This is a genomic window from Planomonospora sp. ID67723 (assembly GCF_015711605.1).
GTDB lineage: Bacteria > Actinomycetota > Actinomycetes > Streptosporangiales > Streptosporangiaceae > Planomonospora_A.
In genome coordinates, this window is the sequence record NZ_JABTEZ010000003.1 from 719101 (window position 1) to 739065 (window position 19965).

Annotated in this window: 16 protein-coding genes; 11 read left to right on the top strand and 5 right to left on the bottom strand. The window is 73.2% G+C overall.

What is annotated here, in order from left to right:
• Positions 1-47: 47 nt before the first annotated feature.
• Positions 48-857 (bottom strand): class I SAM-dependent methyltransferase, encoded by an 810-nt coding sequence (locus HS041_RS24840; protein ID WP_196443206.1) that lies wholly within the window; start codon positions 855-857, stop codon positions 48-50.
• 102 nt (positions 858-959) lie between these two features.
• Here HS041_RS24840 and HS041_RS24845 point away from each other — a divergent pair, with 102 nt between their 5' ends.
• Positions 960-1358 carry a hypothetical protein gene (locus HS041_RS24845; RefSeq protein WP_196443207.1) on the top strand — a complete coding sequence of 133 codons (399 nt, stop codon included), beginning with the start codon at positions 960-962 and terminating at the stop codon, positions 1356-1358.
• Positions 1359-1535: 177 nt separating this feature from the next.
• Here HS041_RS24845 and HS041_RS24850 read toward each other — a convergent pair whose 3' ends face one another.
• A complete protein-coding gene (locus HS041_RS24850) occupies positions 1536-3071 on the bottom strand; it encodes an aldehyde dehydrogenase family protein (RefSeq protein ID WP_196443208.1) in 1536 nt (511 codons plus the stop codon).
• Positions 3072-3191: 120 nt separating this feature from the next.
• Positions 3192-3623, bottom strand: a complete 432-nt coding sequence (locus HS041_RS24855) for a cupin domain-containing protein (protein ID WP_196443209.1) — start codon at positions 3621-3623, stop codon at positions 3192-3194.
• A 149-nt stretch (positions 3624-3772) separates the two neighbouring features.
• Here HS041_RS24855 and HS041_RS24860 point away from each other — a divergent pair, with 149 nt between their 5' ends.
• The 5 genes from HS041_RS24860 to HS041_RS24880 all read left to right on the top strand — a co-directional run bounded on the left by HS041_RS24860 (position 3773) and on the right by HS041_RS24880 (position 11221).
• On the top strand, positions 3773-5050 hold the full coding sequence (locus HS041_RS24860) for an SWIM zinc finger family protein (protein ID WP_196443210.1): 1278 nt from the start codon (positions 3773-3775) through the stop codon (positions 5048-5050).
• 32 nt (positions 5051-5082) lie between these two features.
• The gene (locus HS041_RS24865; RefSeq protein WP_230879589.1) at positions 5083-6483 is read left to right on the top strand and encodes a DUF5691 domain-containing protein; all 1401 of its coding nucleotides are present in this window, start codon (positions 5083-5085) and stop codon (positions 6481-6483) included.
• Positions 6480-7547, top strand: coding sequence for an ATP-binding protein (locus tag HS041_RS24870; protein WP_196443211.1), 1068 nt, complete (start codon positions 6480-6482; stop codon positions 7545-7547). The genes HS041_RS24865 and HS041_RS24870 overlap by 4 nt, the downstream gene beginning before the upstream one ends.
• A gap of 111 nt (positions 7548-7658) precedes the next feature.
• Positions 7659-10016 (top strand): DUF5682 family protein, encoded by a 2358-nt coding sequence (locus HS041_RS24875; protein ID WP_196443212.1) that lies wholly within the window; start codon positions 7659-7661, stop codon positions 10014-10016.
• Complete coding sequence (locus tag HS041_RS24880) at positions 10013-11221, top strand: VWA domain-containing protein (RefSeq protein WP_307845449.1); 1209 nt, start codon at positions 10013-10015, stop codon at positions 11219-11221. The genes HS041_RS24875 and HS041_RS24880 overlap by 4 nt, the downstream gene beginning before the upstream one ends.
• Before the next feature lie 258 nt (positions 11222-11479).
• On the opposite strand, the gene HS041_RS24885 is transcribed toward HS041_RS24880, so the two are convergent.
• Positions 11480-12937: a DHA2 family efflux MFS transporter permease subunit gene (locus tag HS041_RS24885; protein WP_196443213.1), complete on the bottom strand. Its 1458-nt coding sequence runs from the start codon at positions 12935-12937 to the stop codon at positions 11480-11482.
• A 209-nt stretch (positions 12938-13146) separates the two neighbouring features.
• On the opposite strand from HS041_RS24885, the gene HS041_RS24890 reads away from it, so the two are divergent.
• The 3 genes from HS041_RS24890 to HS041_RS24900 all read left to right on the top strand — a co-directional run bounded on the left by HS041_RS24890 (position 13147) and on the right by HS041_RS24900 (position 16477).
• Positions 13147-13884 carry a TetR/AcrR family transcriptional regulator gene (locus HS041_RS24890; RefSeq protein ID WP_196443214.1) on the top strand — a complete coding sequence of 246 codons (738 nt, stop codon included), beginning with the start codon at positions 13147-13149 and terminating at the stop codon, positions 13882-13884.
• A gap of 47 nt (positions 13885-13931) precedes the next feature.
• Positions 13932-15329: an MFS transporter gene (locus tag HS041_RS24895; protein ID WP_230879590.1), complete on the top strand. Its 1398-nt coding sequence runs from the start codon at positions 13932-13934 to the stop codon at positions 15327-15329.
• Positions 15330-15463: 134 nt separating this feature from the next.
• Positions 15464-16477, top strand: a complete 1014-nt coding sequence (locus HS041_RS24900; RefSeq protein WP_196443216.1) for an enolase C-terminal domain-like protein — start codon at positions 15464-15466, stop codon at positions 16475-16477.
• Positions 16478-16496: 19 nt separating this feature from the next.
• Here HS041_RS24900 and HS041_RS24905 read toward each other — a convergent pair whose 3' ends face one another.
• Complete coding sequence (locus HS041_RS24905; RefSeq protein ID WP_196443217.1) at positions 16497-17924, bottom strand: LCP family protein; 1428 nt, start codon at positions 17922-17924, stop codon at positions 16497-16499.
• A 163-nt stretch (positions 17925-18087) separates the two neighbouring features.
• Between HS041_RS24905 and HS041_RS24910 the strand changes: the two genes are divergently transcribed.
• Together HS041_RS24910 and HS041_RS24915 are read left to right on the top strand one after the other, a co-directional pair.
• Positions 18088-18969, top strand: coding sequence for an enoyl-CoA hydratase-related protein (locus HS041_RS24910; protein ID WP_196443218.1), 882 nt, complete (start codon positions 18088-18090; stop codon positions 18967-18969).
• A gap of 5 nt (positions 18970-18974) precedes the next feature.
• A complete protein-coding gene (locus HS041_RS24915; RefSeq protein ID WP_196443219.1) occupies positions 18975-19916 on the top strand; it encodes an alpha/beta hydrolase in 942 nt (313 codons plus the stop codon).
• Positions 19917-19965: the final 49 nt, after the last annotated feature.

Genomic DNA, 19965 nt, shown 5'->3' on the forward strand with positions numbered 1-19965 from the left:
GCGTGCGGGACGGGACCGGCGGGCGGACCCGCGCACCGCGGGAGTCCTCAGACCCGGCAGATCAGCTCGCCGTGGAGCAGGGAGAGCCAGCCGTCAGGTTCGGCGGCCCAGGCCCGCCAGCTCGCGGAGATGCGGCGCAGGTCCGCCTCGGTGGCCGCGCCCGAGGCGAGTGCCTGGCCGGCCATGTCGGACTCCAGGATGCGCTCGGCCCACATGCCGCCCCACCACCGCCGGTCCTCGGGGGTGGCGAAGCACCAGGTGGAGGAGGTCGCGGTGACGTCGGAGAAGCCGGCCGCGCGAGCCCAGGAGAGCAGCCGCCGGCCCGCGTCCGGCTCCCCGCCGTTGGCCCGGGCGACCTTCTGGTACAGGGCCATCCACTCGTCCAGCTCCGGCGGCTCGGGGAACCAGGTGAAGGCGGCGTAGTCACTGTCGCGCACCGCGACGATCCCGCCCGGCCTGCAGACCCGCCGCATCTCGCGCAGGGCCCGGACCGGGTCGCCCACGTGCTGCAGCACCTGGTGGGCGTGGACGACGTCGAAGGAGTCGTCGGGGAAGTCCAGCGCGTGCACGTCGGCCACGGCGAACACGATGTCGTCCCGTCCGCGCCGCGCCGCCTCCGCGCGGGCCAGCCCGAGCGCCTCCTCGGTGACCTCGGCCGCGGTGACCGTCCCCGGCGAGACCAGCGCCGCCAGGTCGGCGGTGATGGTGCCGGGGCCGCACCCCACGTCCAGCAGCGACATCCCCGGCGCCAGGTGCGGCAGGAGGTGGGCCGCCGAGTTCTCCGCGGTACGCCACCGGTGGGAGCGCAACACGGACTCGTGATGACCATGGGTGTACACGGCGTCCTTTGCCGTCATCGGAGACCACTCCTTCGGTCGGATGGGGGAACCGTAACAGCAGTCTCATTAAATGAGAGAATGTGTCTTAATATGTGAGAATTACGGAATCCATGCACATCCTTGCTTGTTGTCATCATCGAGGGCGCACAGACTCGAATGGTCGCCGGTGTCACCGAGGAGGTGGTTCTCGTGCACGAGGAGTTCAGCGTCCGCGAGACGTGGCCGCTGGAGTGTCTGAGCTGCAGACACATATGGCAGGAGGACTACACCGTCCGCCATCTGACCGACGAGCACGGCCATGACGTCGTGGTCTGGTTGAGGGAGGGCGTGCCGGTCCAGCCGCCCTGGGCGGGATCGAACTGCCCCGGCTGCGGCGTGGACCAGGTGAGCGCCTTCCCCCGGGGGGAGTACGCCCGAAGCGGCACGCTCGCGGCCGTGTCCGCAGTGGAACCCGGCCGCCCGCCCGTGGAACGGCTGTACTCGCCCGCCCCGCCGCACCCGCCCATCGCGCTCTACTGACCGCGGTACGGCGGAACCGGAACGCCCGGCGCGGGTCCGGTGCGTCCGGAGGGGACGGACGGCCCGCCGGATCCGCGAGGGGTCGCGCCGCAGCACGCGCCCCCTCGCGGACGGGGTCGCCCCCGTATGGAGAAGTGCCGCGATCATGGTGGGGGGAACCCCGCCAAACGGCAAAGATCAGATTCGGTAGCCCAGGTCGGGGACGATCTCGGCCACGTCCATCTGCGCCTTCTGCAGGCGGCCGGAGTAGTCCCAGTTCATCGCCTGCCACCGGGTGAACTGGTCGAGCACCCACACCCCCGACTGGCGGCTGCCGTTGCCCGACTTGCCGTTGCCGCCGAACGGCAGGTGCGCCTCGGCGCCCGAGGTGGAGTTGTTGACGCTGACCATGCCCGCGCCGATGCCCTCGCGGAAGCGGAAGGCGGCCCTGGGGTCGGTGGTGTAGATCGAGGAGGACAGGCCGTAGCCGGGCAGGTTGGCCAGCTCGATCGCCTCCTCCAGGGTGCCGAACGCGCTCACGCCCACGATCGGGCCGAAGGTCTCCTCCATGAACAGCCGGTCGCCGCCGCGCACGCCGTCGACGACCACCGGGTGGTAGTAGAGGCCGCCCGCACCGTCGAACCCGCCCCGGGGGTTGTCCGCCGTGATCCGGCCGGTCGGGCCGGAGACGACGGTGTGGTGCGGCTCGATCCAGCCGAGGTACTCCTCGTAGCGCTCGGCGAACTTGCGGTCCAGCAGCGGCCCGCAGAGCACCTCGCCGGACGGGTCGCCGATCGCCGCCCCGGCCACGGCGCGCGTGTAGCGGGCGACGAACTCGTCATGGACGCTCTCGTGCACGATCGCGGTCCCCAGCGAGGTGCAGCGCTGGCCCGCCGTGCCGAACCCGGCGAACAGCGCGCCCTCGACCGCCAGATCCAGGTCGGCGTCGGGCATGACCACCATCGGGTTCTTGCCGCCGAGCTCCAGGCAGGGCGACTGCAGGTGCCGCCCGCACAGCTCGCCGATCTTCCGGCCCACCCCGCTGGAACCGGTGAACCCGACCTTGTGCACCGTGCCCTCGCCCAGCGCGGCCTCCAGTCCGGCGGAGGTGGCGGGACCGTCGGCGAGCACCAGGTTGAGCACCCCGTCGGGCAGCCCGGCGGCGGCGAACAGCCGGTAGAGCGCGTGCGCGGAGGCCGCGGCGTACTCGGCGGGCTTCCACACCACCGCGTTGCCGCACAGCAGCGCCGGGACGAGGTACCACGACGGCACCGCGACCGGGAAGTTCCCCGCGGTGATCACCGCGGCCACGCCGACCGGCACCCGGAAGGTGAACAGGTTCTTGTCCGGCATCTCCGAGGGGACGGTCTGCCCGTACAGCCGCCGCCCCTCGCCGAGGAAGAAGTCGCACGTGTCGACGATCTCCCGCACCTCGCCCAGGGCCTCGGCGTACGGCTTGCCGATCTCCCGGGTGACCAGGCGGGCCAGGGCCTCGGTGTTGGCCTCCACCAGCCGCCCGATCGAGGCGATCACCCGCCCGCGCACCGGCGCGGGGACCCGCGCCCACTCGCGCTGCGCGGCGGAGGCCGTACGGCAGGCGGCGGAGAAGGTGTCCGCGTCGGCGAGCCGCACCCGGGCGACGACCTCGTCCACGCGGGAGGGATTGATCGAGTCGTAGGCCGTGCCGCCGGGCGCGTCCTTGCCGCCGACGACGGACAGGATCTCGAGGGTCACCGTTGACCTCCTAGGTAGGGCGTGTAACCGCATTCTCTCCGCCCAGCCGGGAACCGTCACATCGTCGCCCGGAGGCGCCGCGGACATCCGCGGTCACGCCGACGGCGCGGGCCCGCCCCGTCAGACCATGCGGAAGTCGGCGAAGTCGAAGCCGGGGGAGACGACGCAGCTCACCAGCACGGCCTCGGATCCGGCGGGGCGGGCCGCCTGCCAGGTTCCGGCCGGGACGAGGGCCTGCGGGACCTGGCCCTCCTCCACCAGCGGGCCGAGGGTGAGCGTGCTGGACGGCTGGCCCTCACGGCCGCCGAGGAACAGCGTCAGCGGGCCGCCCCGGTGCCAGAGCCACACCTCGTCGGAGCGGACCACGTGCGGACGCGACTCCTCGCCGGGGCCGAGCAGGAAGTAGATCCCGGTCGCCGTCGCCCGTGCCCCGCCGTACCCGTCAGGGGTGAGCACGTGGGAGGTCCTCCAGGTCTCCCGGAACCAACCTCCCTCGGGGTGGGGCTGCAGGTCCAGGATCTCGGCGAGCGGCGGGCGCGAAGGGGTGGTCACCGCACCGATGGTAAGGGCTGATCGGCCGGCGGGGGCCGGCCGGCGGGCCTTCCGGCGGTCCGGCTGGAAGGAGGGCCTCCTACCAGCGGAAACAAGGAATATGTGGGTATGGCCCGAATTTGTCGGCGGGGTTGGTTAGCGTTCGGCGCGTGATCGAACGGTGGAACCGGGATCAGGTCCTCGCGCTCGCGCCCGACGCCTCGTCCCAGAAAGCGGCCCAAGGAGTGTCGTCTCCCGGCAAGTGGTCGAATGCCGGCGTCGCCGCCGAGGCGGTGTGGGGAGAGTGCAAGGGCAGCGGCTCCAAGCCCTACCGGGCATGCGTGGACCTGTCCGAACCCGCCTACCGGTGCAGTTGCCCGAGCCGGAAGTTCCCCTGCAAGCACGCCCTCGGCCTGCTGCTGCTGTGGTCGGCCGACGGCGTCCCGGGAGCGGACGAGCCCGCCGACTGGGTGGCCGAGTGGCTCGACCAGCGCCGCGCCCGCGCCGCCAAACCCGCCGCGGCGCCCCGCACGGCGGAGCCCGGCGCGGCGCCCGACCCCCGGCGGGCCGAGCAGCGCGAGCAGCGGGTCGCGGCGGGGCTGGCGGAGCTGGAGCGCTGGCTGGCTGACCAGATGCGGCAGGGCATCGCCGGCTCGCGCCGCCACGACCACTGGGACGGCCTGGTCAAACGCCTGGTCGACGCCCAGGCTCCCGGCGTCGCCGGGACCGTCTCCCGCCTCGGCGCCGTCCTGTCCGACGACGACTGGCCCGCCCGCCTGCTGTCCGAGTACTCCCTCCTGCACCTCCTGCTCACCGCCCACCGCCGCGAGGCGCTGACGCCGACCGTGCGGGGACGGGTCGGGTTCCCCGTCACCAAGGAGGAGGTGCTCTCCGGAGAGACCGTCCGTGACGTGTGGGACGTGCTGGGGCGGCGGGACGAGGAGCAGGACCGGCTGATCTCGCGGCGGGTCTGGCTGCGCGGCAGGGCGACCGGCCGGGCCGCGCTCGTGCTCTCCTTCGCCCCCACCGGCCAGGCCCTCGACGCCTCGCTCGTCACCGGCACGGCTCTGGACGCCGAGCTGGCGTTCTACCCCGGCACGGCCCCGCTGCGCGCCCTGGTCGCGACCCGCCACGCCGCCGCCCCCGCCGCCCCGCCGCCCGGCTCCCCGCCGGAGGCGGTGCTGGAGGAGGTGGCCGCGGCCCTGGCGGGCGATCCCTGGACGGACTCCTGGCCGGTGGTCCTCGACGCGGTGACCCCGATGAGGAACGGCTCATGGCTGCTGGGCGGCCCGTCCGGCGGGCTTCCGCTGCACCCGTCGGCGGGAACCCCCTGGCGGCTGGTCGCCGCCTCCGGCGGGCACCCGCTGACCGTCGCCGCCGAATGGACCCCCTGGGGCCTGCGGCCCCTGTCGACCTGGGACGAGGAAGGCCGGGTGGTAGTGCTGTGAGCGGAACCCCGCAGAACACCGGGACAGGCCCCATGGCGGACACCATGACCGCGTGGGAGGACCTCGTCTCCACCGCGCTCGTCGGCACCGACCGCAGGCCGCTGCCGGCCGGCCCCGGCGATCCCGCGGCCGAACTGCTCGAACGGGCCGCCGTGCAGACCGTCCGCGCCCGCGCCGGACAGCGGCTCCGCGCCGGAAGACCGCTGGATGTCGCCCCGCCCGAGGAGCAGCCCGCGCTCCCGCGCGCCGCGGGCGACAGGCTGGCCCGGATCCTCGGCGGCGAGCGGCCGAGGCTGCTCGCCGAGTGGCTCCAGACCGCCGCGGGCCGCGGTTACCGGCTCTCCCCGCACCTGCTGCCCGAGCTGCTCGACCACGCCGCCCGCGACCGCTCGATCCGCCCGCACCTCGGCGTCCTCGCGGGACGCCGGGGCCGCTGGCTGGCCGGGCTCAACCCGACGTGGAGCTTCCTCAGCCAGGAGGCCACCGCGGCCGGGCCCCGCCCGGAGGTGTGGGAACTGGGCACCTCGGGAGACCGCCGCGCCCACCTGGCCGCGCTGCGGGCCGCCGACCCCGCGGCCGCCCGCGAACTGCTCGCGACGACATGGGAGAAGGAGAGCCCCGAGGACCGGGCGGCCTTCCTGGAGCTGTTCGCCGAGGGGCTCTCCCTCGACGACGAGCCGTTCCTGGAGGCCGCGCTCGACGACCGCCGTCGCGAGGTCCGGCACGAGGCCGCCGACCTGCTCACCCGGTTGCCGGACTCCCGCCTCGGACGGCGGATGGCCGAACGGGTCGCGGACCGCTTCACAGTGCTGGGCGGCAAGATCCTCGTCAACCCGCCCAGCGCCTGCGACGCCGCCATGGAGCGCGACGGCGTGCGGGCCAAGCCGCCCCAGGGCACCGGTGAGAAGAGCTGGTGGCTCCAGCAGATCGTGGCCCGCACCCCGCTCGGCGTCTGGAGCGAGCTGCTCGGCCGGCCGCCCCGCGAGCTCGTCCGGATGAAGATCACAGACTGGGGGCGGGAGGTCCTGGCCGGATGGGTCAGGGCGGCCGTGCTCCAGGGCGACCCCGAGTGGGCGCGTGAGCTGTTCGCCTCCGACCCGCTGGCCGACCTGCTGGCCGTACTGCCCCGCGACGAGCAGGAGAGCGCGGCCGCCGCCTTCGTCCGCGGCCACGCCCTGGACGGCCAGCTCATCATGGTCCTCGGAGGCGCCGCGGCCCCGTGGGGCCCGGAGCTCGCCCGGGCCGTCCTCCAGAGGATCCTCGACTTCTCCCGGACCCAGCCGTGGAACATCGGCGAGCTGGGCAAGCTGGCCGGCGAACGCGTCGACCCCGCCCTGTACGGCCTGGCGGAACGCTTTTCCCTCGAACCGCCCATCCAGGAGGTCGCCGCCCTCCTGCGTTTCCGTGACGACATGCTGAAGGAGCTGCAATGACGACGGTGCTTCGCGCCCACGCCGAGGACCAGTACGCCGAGGAACTGGAGCTCCTCGCCAAGGACGACGACCGGACCAGGCCGCCGGGCTGGAAGCTCTCGCCGTGGGCGGTGACCACCTACATCCTGGGCGACGGCGACCGGATCACCCCCAAGTACATCGGCCCCCGCCGCATCGTCGAGGTCGCCGTGGCGACGCTGGCCACCGACCGGGCGCTGCTGCTGCTCGGCGTGCCCGGCACGGCCAAGACCTGGCTCTCGGAGCACCTGGCCGCCGCGATCAGCGGCGACTCCACCCTGCTCGTGCAGGGCACGGCGGGCACCGCGGAGGAGGCCGTCCGCTACGGCTGGAACTACGCCCGGCTGCTGGCCGAGGGACCGTCCCGGGAGGCGCTCACCCCGAGCCCGGTGATGCGCGCGATGGCCGAGGGCCGTCTCGCCCGGGTCGAGGAGCTGACCCGCATGCCCTCCGACGTGCAGGACGCCCTGATCACCGTCCTGTCGGAGAAGACGCTGCCGATCCCCGAGCTGAACGAGGAGGTCCAGGCGGCGCGCGGGTTCAACCTCATCGCCACCGCCAACGACCGCGACCGGGGCGTCAACGACCTGTCCAGCGCGCTGCGCCGCCGCTTCAACACCGTCGTGCTCCCGGTGCCGGGCACCCCGGAGGAGGAGGTGGACATCGTCTCCCGCCGGGTGGAGCAGCTCGGCCGCTCGCTGGAGCTTCCGGAGGTCCCGGCCGGGATGGAGGAGATCCGCCGCGTCGTCACGGTCTTCCGCGAGCTGCGGACCGGCGTCACCGAGGACGGCCGCACCAAGGTCAAGTCACCCAGCGGCACGCTGAGCACCGCCGAGGCCATCTCCGTGATCACCAACGGCGTCGCGCTGGCCGCGCACTTCGGCGACGGCGTGCTGCGCCCCTCCGACGTGGCCGCCGGGATCATCGGCGCCGTGGTCCAGGACCCGGTCTCCGACCGCGTCGTCTGGCGGGAGTACCTCGAGACCGTCGTGCGCGAACGCGAGGACTGGCGCGACTTCTACCGGGCCTGCCGTGACGCGGGCTGAGCCGGAGCACGCCCCGGCCGTGACCGCGATCCGCCCCCGGCGCGCCGGGCGGCGGGCGGTCCCCGGCCGCTTCACCGAACCCCCCGGCCGCACCACGAAAGGAGGCAGGCGATGAGCGTGTCCGTTCTCGGCGTCCGGCACCACGGGCCCGGCTCGGCGCGGGCCCTGCGCGCGGAGCTGGAACGCCTCAAGCCGGACGTCGTGCTCATCGAGGGCCCGCCCGAGGCCGACGAGCTCGTCGCCCTGGCGAAGGACCCGGATCTCCAGCCACCGGTGGCGCTGCTGGCGCACGTGCCCGGCGAGCCGTCCAAGGCCGCGTTCTGGCCGTTCGCCGTCTTCTCACCCGAGTGGCAGGCGATCCGCTACGCCGCCGAGGAGAGCGTGCCGGTCCGCTTCTGCGACCTGCCCGCCGCGCACGGTCTCGCCACCCGGCCGCAGGCGCCGGACGGACCGGCGGGCGACGGGGCGCGGGCCGTACGGATCGACCCGATCGGGGAGCTCGCCCGCGCCGCCGGATACGACGATCCGGAACGGTGGTGGGAGGACGCGGTCGAGCACCGCGGCGACACCCCGTTCCAGGTGATCGCCGAGGCGATGGCCGCGGTCCGCGAGGGGTACGTCCCGGACGAGCACGAGGCGCGGCGCGAGGCGTTCATGCGCCGCACGATCCGCAGGGCGGTCAAGGACGGCTTCGAGCGGGTCGCCGTGGTCTGCGGCGCCTGGCACGTCCCCGCCCTGACCGGGCCGGCCGGCTCCGGCGGATCGCCGTCCGCGCGGGCCTGGGGCGCGGGGCTGCCGCCGGCCAAGTCGGACGACGCACTGCTCAAGGGCCTGCCCAAGGCCAAGGTGGAGCTGACCTGGGTGCCGTGGACCTACGGGCGGCTGGCCGCCTGGAGCGGCTACGGCGCGGGCGTGACCTCCCCCGGCTGGTACCACCATCTGTTCGCCTCCCCCGACCGGCCGGTGCAGCGCTGGCTGACCGCGGCCGCGGGGATGCTGCGGGCCGAGGACCTGCCGGTCTCCTCCGCGCACGTCATCGAGGCGGTACGGCTGGCGGAGTCGCTGGCGGTGCTGCGGGGACGGCCGCTGGCCGGGCTCGCGGAGGTCACCGAGGCGGTCAGGGCGGTCCTGTGCGAGGGCGACGACCTGCCGGTGGAGCTGGTCCAGCGGCACATGGTCGTGGGGGAGCGGCTCGGGCAGGTGCCCGACACCACCCCGATGGTCCCGCTCCAGCGTCACCTGCGCGAGGAGCAGCGGCGGCTCAAGCTCAAGCCGGAGGCCCTGGACCGCGAACTCGACCTCGACCTGCGCAAGCCCCTGGACCTGGGACGCAGTCACCTGCTGCACCGCCTGCGCCTGCTCGGTGTCGGCTGGGGGGTGCCGCAGCAGAGCCGGGGAAAGGGCACCTTCCGCGAGTCGTGGACGCTCGCCTGGCGCCCCGAGTTCGACATCGACCTGATCGAGGCGAGCGCCTGGGGGACCACCGTCCCGGCGGCGGCCGCCGCCCGCGTCCGCGACCTCACGCAGGGCGGCACGGCCGGCCAGGGCCGGTCCGGGGCACCGGCCTCGGGATCCCGCCCTCCCGGCGGACCCGCGACTCCCGGCGCGGCCGGGGCGGGAGGCCCCGGCGGGGTCTCGCTCGCCGACCTCACGGGGCTGGTGGAGCACTGCCTGCTGGCCGACCTGCCGGACGCGCTGCCGTACGTGCTGGAGGCGCTGTCGGCGCGGGCGGCGCTGGACAGCGACGTCACGCACCTGATGGCGGCGCTGCCCGCGATGGTCCGGGCCCAGCGCTACGGCGACGTGCGCGGCACGCCCGCCACCGGACTGACCGCCATCGTCGACGCCCTGCTCACCCGGGTCTGCGTCGGCCTGGGCGGGGCGGTCACCGGCCTGGACGACGACGCCGCCCGCGATCTGCTCGGGCACGTGGACGCGGTGCACGCCGCCGTCGGCCTGCTCGACTCCGGCGACGCCCCCGGTGAGGAGTCGCCGAAGGGGCGCTGGCTGGCCGCGCTGCGCGCGGTGTCGGGCCGGTCGGACCTGCACGGGCTGATCGAGGGGCGGATCGTCAGGATCCTGCTGGACTCCGGGGATCTCGACACCGGCCGCGCCGAGCGGCGGATGGCGCGGGCGATGTCGGCCGGGCATCCACCGGCCAGGGCCGCGGCCTGGGTCGAGGGGTTCGTCTCCGGAGGCGGGCTGCTGCTGGTGCACGACGCGCGGCTGCTCGGGCTGATCGACGCATGGCTGACCGGGCTGGCCCCGGAGGCGTTCGTGGACGTGCTGCCCCTGCTCCGGCGGACCTTCGGCGCCTTCGCCGCCCCGGAGCGCCGCGCGATCGGAGAACGGGCCCGCGCACTCGGCACCGGTGAGGCCGCCGCCGCGGCCGTGGCCGACGACATCGACGATCAGCGCGCGGCGGCGGCCGTACGGACCGTGCTGGAGATCCTTGGGAGGGCGTCGTGACAGAGGCCGTGACGGGCGCCGTGACGGGCGGTGCGGCGGACGGGGAACGGCTGCGTCGCTGGCGGCTGGTGCTCGGCGGGGACGCCGACGGCACCGGGTGCGCGCTGGGCGGGACCGACGCCCAGATGGACGGCGCGCTGGCCGCGCTCTACAACAGCGGCGGCGGGGACGGTGGCAGGCCGTCGGGCCAGCGGAGTGCGGGACTCGGCGCCTCCGCGCCGCGGGTCGCACGCTGGCTGGGCGACATCAGGTCCTACTTCCCCTCGACCGTGGTCCAGGTGATGCAGAAGGACGCGGTCGAGCGGCTGAACCTGACCCGGCTGCTGCTGGAGCCGGAGATGCTGGAGGCGGTCGAGCCCGACGTGCACATGGTCGGCACGCTCCTGTCGCTCAACCGGGTCATGCCGGACAAGGCCCGGGAGTCGGCGCGCGCGCTGGTCGGCAAGGTCGTCGCCGAACTGGAGCGGCGGCTGGTCCAGAAGACCAAGGCCGCGGTGACCGGCGCGCTGGACCGCTCGGCGCGCACCCACCGCCCCAAGCGGGTCGCCGACATCGACTGGGACCGGACGATCCGGGCCAACCTCAAGAACTACCTGCCCGAGAAGAACACCGTGATCCCCTCGCGGCTGGTCGGGTACGGCAGGCGCCAGCGGGCGGTCCAGCGCGAGGTGGTGCTCTGCATCGACCAGAGCGGCTCGATGGCCGCCTCCGTCGTCTACTCCAGCGTCTTCGGCGCGGTGCTCGCCTCGATGCGTTCGCTGAAGACGTCGCTGGTGGTCTTCGACACCTCGGTCGTCGACCTCACCGACCAGCTCCACGACCCGGTGGAGCTGTTGTTCGGCACCCAGCTCGGCGGCGGCACCGACATCAACCGGGCCATCGCCTACAGCCAAGGTCTGATCACCCGCCCCAGCGACTCCATCTTCATCCTGATCAGCGATCTGTACGAGGGCGGAGTCCGGCAGGAGATGCTCCGCCGGGTGGCTCAGATGACCGCGGCCGGAGTGCAGGTGATCGTGCTGCTGGCGCTGTCGGACGAGGGCGCGCCCTTCTACGACCGGGAGAACGCCGCCGCGCTCGCCGCGATGGGGGTGCCCGCCTTCGCCTGCACGCCCGACGCCTTCCCCGGCCTGATGGCCGCCGCGATCGAGCGCCGCGACATCGGCCAGTGGGCCGAGCGGCATCTGGAGCGCTCGGCCGGCTGAACCCGACCCAGCGCGGGCGGCACGGAGGCCCGCCCACGCCGGAACGGGACCGGCGGACGGTGAGGAAGAAGGGCGGACGCCTCCTCGGGCGGACTGTTTTCGAGGGGATTGCTGAGCGCAATACCTATTGCGCTCAGCAATCCCCTGGCAAGAGGAACCGTGGGGTTCCCGCGGCCGTGCGGCGAAACCCCGGGTTCCGCCGTGGCCTGCCGTTCGGCGGCCCGTTCAGTGCCCTTCGGCGCCCGTTCAGTGGCCCGTTCAGTGGCCCGCGCCCTCCTCCGGGCGGGCGCGGAGCGGGAGCAGGAAGGCGGCGGCGAAAGCGACGGCGACCAGGCCGGCCGTGACCCAGACCGTCGTCTGCATCACGTCAGGGAAGGCGCGTCCCCGCTCCAGCAGGCCGAAGAAGAGCGTGCCGATCGCGGCGGAGCCGAGCGCGCCGCCGAGTTGCTGGACGGCGGTGAGGGTGCCGGAGGCCGAACCGGACTCGTGCGGCTCGACCCCGGCCAGCACGATGTCGAAGAACGGCGCCATGACCATGCTCATGCCGGCTCCGGTGACGAACATCGCCGGGGCGAGCTGCCACGGGGTGACACCCACGCCGGCCAGGTCCAGCGTGACGGCGATCCCGGCCAGACCGGCCGCCATCACGACCGCGCCGAGGTGGATCAGCCTGCGGCCGACCTTCTGCGCCAGTCCGGCGGCGTTGACGCCGGCGAAGCCGATCAGTGAGCCCAGGGCGTTGGGCAGGCTCGCCAGGCCCGCCTGCAGCGGGTCGTAGCCCAGGCCGATCTGGAAGTACAGGCTGATCACCATCGAGAAGCCGACCAGCGCGGTGAAGAAGACCAGTCCGGTGACGAGGCCGCCGCTGAAGGCACGCTTGCGGAAAAGGCCGGTGACCACCAACGGGTCGCCGCCCGCCCGCCGCTTGCCCGCCTGGTGGCGGGCGAAGAGCGCGAAGACGGCGGCGGAGGCGGCCATCGAGGCGAAGGTCCAGGCGGGCCAGTCGAGGTCGCGCCCCTGCACCAGCGGGTAGATCAGCAGGAAGGAGGCGGCCGAGACGAGTCCCATGCCGGTCAGGTCGAGCCGGGCGGCGTGGCCGGGTCTCGACTCGGGAAGGAACCGGGCCGCCCCGACGAGCGCGAACAGGCCGACCGGCAGGTTGATCAGGAAGATCATGCGCCAGCCGGTGCCGAACAGGTCGGCGTCGACCAGCCAGCCGGCCAGCACCGGTCCGGCCACCATGGACAGGGCCATGACGGGGCCGAAGACGCCGAACGCGGCGGCCATCTCCTTCGGAGGGAACATCTCCTTGATCATTCCGAGCCCCTGCGGGATCATCACGGCTCCGAACAGTCCCTGGAGCACGCGCGAGGCGATGAGCATCTCGGAGGAGACGGCCAGGCCGCACAGGAGCGAGGCCGCGGTGAAGCCCAGTGCGCCGATGACGAACATCCGCTTGCGGCCGTAGAGGTCGCCGAGCCTGCCGCCGGTGATCAGGCCGACGGCCATCGCCATGGTGTAGCCGGCGCCGAGCCACTGGATCATGCTGGTCGACCCGCCCAGGTCGATGTGGATCGACGGCGCCGCGATGTTGGTGATCACCGCGTCGACCAGGTCCATCACCTCGGCGGCGAGGATCACGAAAAGTGCGAGCCAGCGCCACCGGTACGGCTCGGCGGTGACGGCAGGGGAGCCGGTGCCGACGGTGTGGGTCATGGGGGACTCCGTTCCGGGTGTCAGAGCTGCCAGGCCTGCGCCGGAGCGTTCCGGGAGATCCCGGTGCCCGGACGAGAAGCGGTTCCTGGCGAACGGCGTTCGTCATCTACGAACACCGTTGTATTGGCGAACGCTGTTCGTGTCAAGTACGGCGTTCGTCCCCGGTACGGCGTTCGCGGGCAGAATTTCGGGCGGTATACCATCCCCGCATGACCGAGATCCCCTCTCCGCCGTGGCGCAAGGCCCGCAGACCCAGTGCTCCGAGAACCGTCCTGAGCAGGGATCTCATCGTCTCCACCGGCCTGCGGATCCTCGACGCCGAGGGGCTGGACGCGCTGAGCATGCGCCGGGTCGCCCAGGAGCTCGGCACCGGTCCCGCCTCCCTCTACGCCCACGTGGCGAACAAGGAGGAGCTGCTCGACCTGGTCTACGATCAGGTCCTGGGTGAGATCCAGGTGCCCGAGCCCGAGCCCGGGCGCTGGCTGGAGCAGCTCAGGGAGCTGGTCCTGGACGCGACCCGGGTGTTCGGCGCGCACGCCGACATCGCCAGAGTGGGCCTCGCCAACATCCCCACCACGCCCAACGCGCTGCGCATCGCCGAGGGCCAGCTCGCCATCATGATCGCGGGCGGGGTGCCGCCGAAGACCGCCTCCCTGATGGTCGACCGGCTCGGCCTGTACGTCTGCGCCGACGCCTTCGAGAGCTCGCTCTACATGAACCGGCAGCGGACCAGCGGCAAGGACGTGGAGAGCTTCCTGGAAGAGACATTCGGGCAGATCGGGGCCTTCTATCGCGCTCTGCCCGCCGACCGCTTCCCCACCCTCGTCGCGCACGTGGACGACCTGGTGGCCGCGGACGACCGGGAACGGTTCGAGTTCGGCCTCGACCTCATGTTGCGCGGCCTGGCGTCCTATGCGGCCGAGGCGGGTCCTACGTCCAAGGGCTGATCACCGGACCGATGCGCCCGCCGGGGCGGCGGGCGTACGGTCCGGTCATGACGACGACGGTTGTGGAAGTCCCCGCGGGGATATTCGTCCGGCGCCACCGCGCGCTGACGGTCGGCATGGTCGCTCTGATCGTGCTGGTGGCCTTCGAGGCGCTGGCGGTCGCGACCGCGATGCCGGAGGTGGGACGGGCGCTCGACGGGCTGGGCCTGTACGCGCTCGCCTTCAGCGGGGCGATGGCCGCCGGGATGATCGCGACCGTGCTGGGCGGGCGGTGGGGCGACCTGCGGGGGCCGGTCGCCCCCCTCTGGGCGGGTGTGGCCGCCTTCACCGCGGGACTCGCGGTCAGCGGGACCGCGTCCACCATGGACGTGTTCGTCCTGGGCAGGTTCGTGCAGGGCTTCGGTGGAGGGATGTTCCAGGTCGCGCTGTACGTGCTGGTCTCGCGCGTCTATCCGGCGAACCTGCATCCCAAGGTGTTCGCGGCCCTTGCGGCGGCCTGGGTGGTCCCGTCCATGGTCGGCCCGCTGATCGCCGGTCTCGTGGTGGAGTACCTCGGCTGGCGCTGGGTCTTCCTGGGCGTGCCGCTGCTGATGGCGCCGGCCGCCCTGCTGTTCTGGCGCGGGCTCGCCTCCGCGGCCGGCGGGCTCGCCTCCGCCGCGGGCGAACTCGCCTCCGCTCCCGCCGGCGGCCGTGCGGAGGACCGCGCCCCGATCGCCAGGAGGCTCGGCTGGGCGATGCTGACCGCCACCGGCGCGGCGCTCACGCAGTACGGGGCGCAGTACGGCGGTGCCGTCCGCGGTGCCGGGATCGCCCTGCTGGCGGCGGGCCTGGCCCTGCTGGCCCTGTCCCTGCCCCGGCTGCTGCCGCCCGGCACCCTGCGCGCCGGGCGCGGCCTGCCCTCGGTGATCGCGCTGCGCGGGATCGTGGCCGGCACGGTCTTCGGCGGCGAGGTGTACCTGCCCCTGATGCTCCACGAGGAGCGCGGGCTCTCGCTCACCCAGGCCGGGGCGGTTCTCACCGGTGGCGCGCTGGCGTGGTCGCTGGCCTCGTGGATCGTCGGGCGGAAGGCCTACGACCGGACCCTGATCCTGCGCACCGGCCCGCTGATGATCGCCGCGGGCCTGCTGCTGATGGCCCTGACCGTGTTCACCGCCGTCCCCGTGGCGCTGGCCTTCGCCGGCGAGGCCGTCGCCGGGTTCGGCATCGGAATCGTGTACCCGACGCTGTCGGTGCTCGTCCTGGAGCTGTCCGCGCCCGGCAGGGAGGGGGAGAACAGCGCCTCGATGGGAGTGGGGGAGGGGGTCTTCACGGTGATGACGGTCGCCGCCGTGGGCGCGATCGTCGCGGGGCTGGGCGCCTCCGGCCCGGTCTACCTGGCCTGCTTCGCGCTGACCGCGCTGGTGGCGGTCACGGGCGCGCTGGTGGCGGGACGGGTGAAGGGCTGACCTGCGCTCCCCTCCGGCCGTGGCACCATGGGGGAAGCACTGCACCCCTCAGCGTGTTCAAAGGTGGGTCCCGCCCTCCGCATGAATGCCGGCGCGGGACGCCTGCCGGGGGTGACGGAGATCAAGGGGAGTTCATGCCGCGTGTGTGCGGGCTCGAGGTGTTCCGGCTGGTCCTGCCGTACGGCAGGCGGCCGGAGAGCATCCTCGTCAGGCTTACCGACTACGGGGGCATGACCGGCTGGGGTGAGGTCGTCGACCCCGACCCCAAGGCGTGGTCGATCCTGCAGGAGCGGCTCGCCCAGGCGCTGGTCGGCGTCGACTGGGAGCACCCCGACGAACTGGGCGTCGTCCCCGGCGGCCCGGCCGCCGACATGGCCTGCTGGGATCTGTGGGCCCGGATGCGGGGCGTCCCGCTCGCCCACGCCCTCGGCGGCAGCCGCACCTCGCTGATGGCCACCGTGCGCATCGGCGCCGAGCGCAACCTGGACAGCCTGGTCGCACGGGTGAACCGGCATGTCTGCGCCGGATACGCGCACGTCACCATGGACGTGCACCCCGGCTGGGACGTCGAGCCGCTGCGCGCCGTCCGCATGGCCTACCCGGCGCTCGGCATCGGCCTGGACGCCCGCGGCGCCTACACCGACATCGACGCCCTGGAAGCGCTGGACGCCTACGCCCCCTCCGCCATCGAACGTCCCTTCACCGGCCCCGGCGGTCTCGCCGACCACGCCGACCTGCAAGAACGCGTCGCCGCGCCGGTCCTGCTCGAGGTGGCGTCGGTGGCGGAGCTGGACGAGGCGATCGCCGCGGGCGCGGGTCGCGCGCTGCTGCTCCGCCCGGCCGTGCTGGGCTCCCTGCGCGAGGTTCGGCGGGCGCACGACAGCGCCGTGGCGGCGGGCTGGGAGATCGCCTGTGCCGGGGGCCAGGGCACCGGCCTGGCCAGGGCGGCCACCGTCGCCGCCGCCAGCCTGCCCGGCTGCACCCTCCCGTGCGACGTGGCCGAACCGCCGCGCAGCGCCCAGATCGTCGACCCGCCGGTCGGCGCCACCGGCGGCGTCGTGGCGGTCCCGCTCACCCAGCCCGGTCTCGGCCACGGCATCGACGAGGAGCGGGTCCGCCGGCTCGCCAAGGACTCCTACCGGGCGTGACCGGGGCGGATGGGCCGGGTCAGCCGCAGCCCTCGGTGATCTCCTTGGGCGCGGCGGGGTTGGACCTGCCCTTCACCGCGGCCTGGGCGGTCACGGCCGCGGACGGGGCGGCCGCCGGAGTGGAGGCCACCTGCGAGGGGGCGATGACCGAGGCGCGGATGGCCCTGGCGGTGACGCTGCGGATCTTCGCCCAGTCGGGGTAGCCGGTGTTGATCAAGGGGGGTACGAACTGCACGCTGGTCACCCTGGCGCTCTTCACCTTCAGCGCCAGCGGGACCAGGTGCTCCAGCATCGGGCGCGGGATGTCGGTGCTGACGAGCTCCTTGGTCGCCAGCGCGACCCGGTTGAACCGGGAGAGCACGGTCGCCGGATCGGTCTGCTGGAGCAGGGCGCCCAGGACGCAGCGCTGGCGGCCCATCCGGGTGTAGTCGTCGCTGTTGGTGCGCGAGCGGGCGAACCACATGGCGTCGGCGCCGCCCAGCTTGCGGGTGCCCGCCTTGACCAGACCCTCATTGTACTTTCCGAAGATCACGTCCTGTGGCACGGTCACCGTCACGCCGCCGATGGCGTCGATGAGGCGGGCGAAGCCCCACATGTTCACCAGGGCATACCAGTCGATCTTCAGTCCGAGGGTGTATCCGACGGTGTCGACCAGGACCCGGGCGCCCTGTCCGTGCCTGCCGCCGAAGATCTCCGGGTGGGCGTCGACGTACTCCCAGACCCCGAACAGCAGGTCGTCGCGGCCGCCGCCCGGGCCCAACGGAAGCCGGAAGCCGTCGGGGAAGCGCCTGGCCATCGGGGTGCCCGGCGGGAACCGTACGTTCTCCAGGTTGCGGGGCAGGCTGAGCAGGACGGTGTTGCCGGTCCTGACGTCGATGCTGGCCACGTTGATGCTGTCGGTGCGCACCCCGGGCCGGTGTTCGTCGGCGTCGCCGCCGAGCAGCAGGATGTTCACCCGGCTCCGCCCCGCCCACGGGTCCTGCTCGCGTTCGGCGGGAAGCGGCGTGGCCGGGGCGGTGAAGACGTCCTCCAGGGTGGTCTGGGAGACCGCGGCGTACTGCCCGACCAGTCCGAACGGCAGCAGCACGGCCACCGCGAGCATGCCCGCGAAGGTCCCGGTGGCGGCCTGCCCGGCGGGGGGCAGCGTGCGGGGGTTCAGCACCGTGAAGGAGTGCACGATCAGCGAGAACCAGGCGGCGCCGAGCGTGAGGGAGCCGATGGTGACGGCGGTCAGCCAGGAGGCCACCAGCCGCCCGGCGAGCTCGGCCAGGTCGGAGGTGAGGCCCACCCAGAGCAGGACGAGCAGGATCACGGTGTGGACCGAGAGCAGCGCCAGCCCGGTACGACGCCAGCCCGCCCGCAGGTGGGCGGCTCCGGGCGCGACGGCCGACAGGGCCGTCCATCCGATGACCGCACCGACTCCCGGTGGCTTTGACGTGTTACGCACCTTTTCCCCGTTTCCCCACGCTTGCGAGCCTTCATACCCACTCGTGCGCTACAGAGGGTGATGGTATGTCGATCGTTCGGACAGGGAAGCGACATGTGAGTGAACAGCTCAGAAAACCATCCTGGGTGGTCCCGGTTCATCGGACTGGAATAAGATTCGGTTCATGTCTTTCGCGGAGATCGAATACGGCGTGGCCGACGGCGTCGCCACCATCACGCTCAACCGGCCCGAGCGCCTCAACGCCTTCACCTATGTGATGCGTGCCGAGCTGATCGAGGCGTTCGACCTCGCCGACGCCGACGACGACGTCCGAGTGGTGATCGTCACCGGACAGGGGCGCGCCTTCTGCGCCGGGGCCGATCTCGGCGGCGGCGGCGACACCTTCAACCACCGCAGGTCCGAGGAGATGTTCGGCGGACGGGAGACCGTCGACGGCTCCCCCCGCGACGGCGGGGGCACGGTCGTACTCCGCATCGCCCGCTCTCTCAAGCCGGTCATCGGCGCGATCAACGGCCCGGCCGTCGGCGTGGGGGTCACCATGACGCTCCCGATGGACATCAGGCTCGCCTCCGACACCGCCAAGTTCGGCTTCGTCTTCTCCCGGCGCGGCATCGTCACCGAGGCCGCCTCCAGCTGGTTCCTGCCCCGGATCGTCGGCATCTCCCAGGCGATGGAGTGGGCTGCGACCGGCCGGGTCTTCCCGGCCTCCGAGGCCCTCGACGGCCGCCTGGTCTCCAGGGTCCTCGCCCCCGAGGACCTGCTCCCGGCCGCCCGCGCGCTGGCCCGAGAGATCGCCGACAACACCTCCGCCGTCTCGGTCGCCGCGATCCGCCGGCTCATGTGGTCCGGCCTGTCGGCCGCCTCCCCGTGGGAGGCCCACCGCGCCGACTCCATGCTGATGCACGCGCTCGGCGCCGCCCCCGACGCCGCCGAAGGCGTCACCTCGTTCCTGGAGAAGCGCCCGGCCAACTTCCCCATGAAAGTCAGCCAGGACCTCCCCGAGGCGGTCCCGATGTGGCCGGTCAACCCCTACGAACTACCCTGAGGCCTATGTCCGACGTTCTCGGTCCCGACTACGAGCTCACGGTCCTGCCCATGGCCGACGACTACGAGGGGAAGGTCGTCGCCTCCCTCGTACGGCGCCGCGCCTCCGCGCCGGCGACCGGCAGGGCCGTACTCTACGTGCACGGATTCACCGACTATTTCTTCCAGACCCACCTGGCCGATCACTTCGCCGCCCAGGGGACCGACTTCTACGGCCTCGACCTGCGCAAGTACGGCCGGTCGCTGCTGCCGCACCAGACCCGCGGGTTCGTGCGCAGCGTGACCGAGTACTTCCCGGAGATCGACGAGGCGATCCGGGTCATCCGGGAGGAGCACGGCCACGACACGGTCATCCTCAACGCCCACTCCACCGGCGGCCTCATCGCCGCCCTCTGGGCCGACCGGGTCCGGGGCCGGGGCCTCGTGCAGAACCTGGTGCTCAACAGCCCCTTCTTCGACCTCAACGTCTCCGCCGGACTGCGGCTCGCCGCCGACCTCCTGCACGGCCCGCTCTCCCGGCTGCCCCCGCGCGCCGTCCTGCCCCTGGGCCTGTCCACCGCGTACGGCACCAGCCTGCACCGTGAGCACTACGGCGAGTGGGACTTCGACCTGGAGTGGAAGCCGGTCGGCGGCTTCCCGGTGCACGCGGCCTGGCTGGCCGCCGTCCGACGCGCCCAGCGGCGCCTGCACGGCGGTCTGCGGGTCGACGTGCCCGTGCTGGTGCTCTGCGCGGAGAAGGGCCTGCAACTGCGCGACTTCGCCCCCGAGGCGCAGAGCGCCGACACCGTGCTCAACCCCGAGCAGATCGCCCGCTGGTCGACCAGGATCGGCGGGCACGTCACGTGCGTCCGGGTGCCCGGCGGCATGCACGACCTGGTGCTCTCACCCGAGCCCGCGCGCAAGCAGGTCTTCGCCGAGATGGACCGCTGGCTGAACTGCTACCTGTGAGCCCGCTTCCGGGAGCGGCCCGAGACGGACCCCGGCCCGGGCCCGCGCG

Excerpts from the sequence above, each read along its gene's own strand:
- HS041_RS24840 (WP_196443206.1), bottom strand. The coding sequence starts at position 857 with ATGACGGCAAAGGACGCCGTGTACACCCATGGTCATCACGAGTCCGTG.
- HS041_RS24865 (WP_230879589.1), top strand. The coding sequence starts at position 5,083 with ATGGCGGACACCATGACCGCGTGGGAGGACCTCGTCTCCACCGCGCTC.
- HS041_RS24870 (WP_196443211.1), top strand. The coding sequence starts at position 6,480 with ATGACGACGGTGCTTCGCGCCCACGCCGAGGACCAGTACGCCGAGGAA.
- HS041_RS24875 (WP_196443212.1), top strand. The coding sequence starts at position 7,659 with ATGAGCGTGTCCGTTCTCGGCGTCCGGCACCACGGGCCCGGCTCGGCG.
- HS041_RS24885 (WP_196443213.1), bottom strand. The coding sequence starts at position 12,937 with ATGACCCACACCGTCGGCACCGGCTCCCCTGCCGTCACCGCCGAGCCG.
- HS041_RS24890 (WP_196443214.1), top strand. The coding sequence starts at position 13,147 with ATGACCGAGATCCCCTCTCCGCCGTGGCGCAAGGCCCGCAGACCCAGT.
- HS041_RS24895 (WP_230879590.1), top strand. The coding sequence starts at position 13,932 with ATGACGACGACGGTTGTGGAAGTCCCCGCGGGGATATTCGTCCGGCGC.
- HS041_RS24900 (WP_196443216.1), top strand. The coding sequence starts at position 15,464 with ATGCCGCGTGTGTGCGGGCTCGAGGTGTTCCGGCTGGTCCTGCCGTAC.
- HS041_RS24910 (WP_196443218.1), top strand. The coding sequence starts at position 18,088 with ATGTCTTTCGCGGAGATCGAATACGGCGTGGCCGACGGCGTCGCCACC.
- HS041_RS24915 (WP_196443219.1), top strand. The coding sequence starts at position 18,975 with ATGTCCGACGTTCTCGGTCCCGACTACGAGCTCACGGTCCTGCCCATG.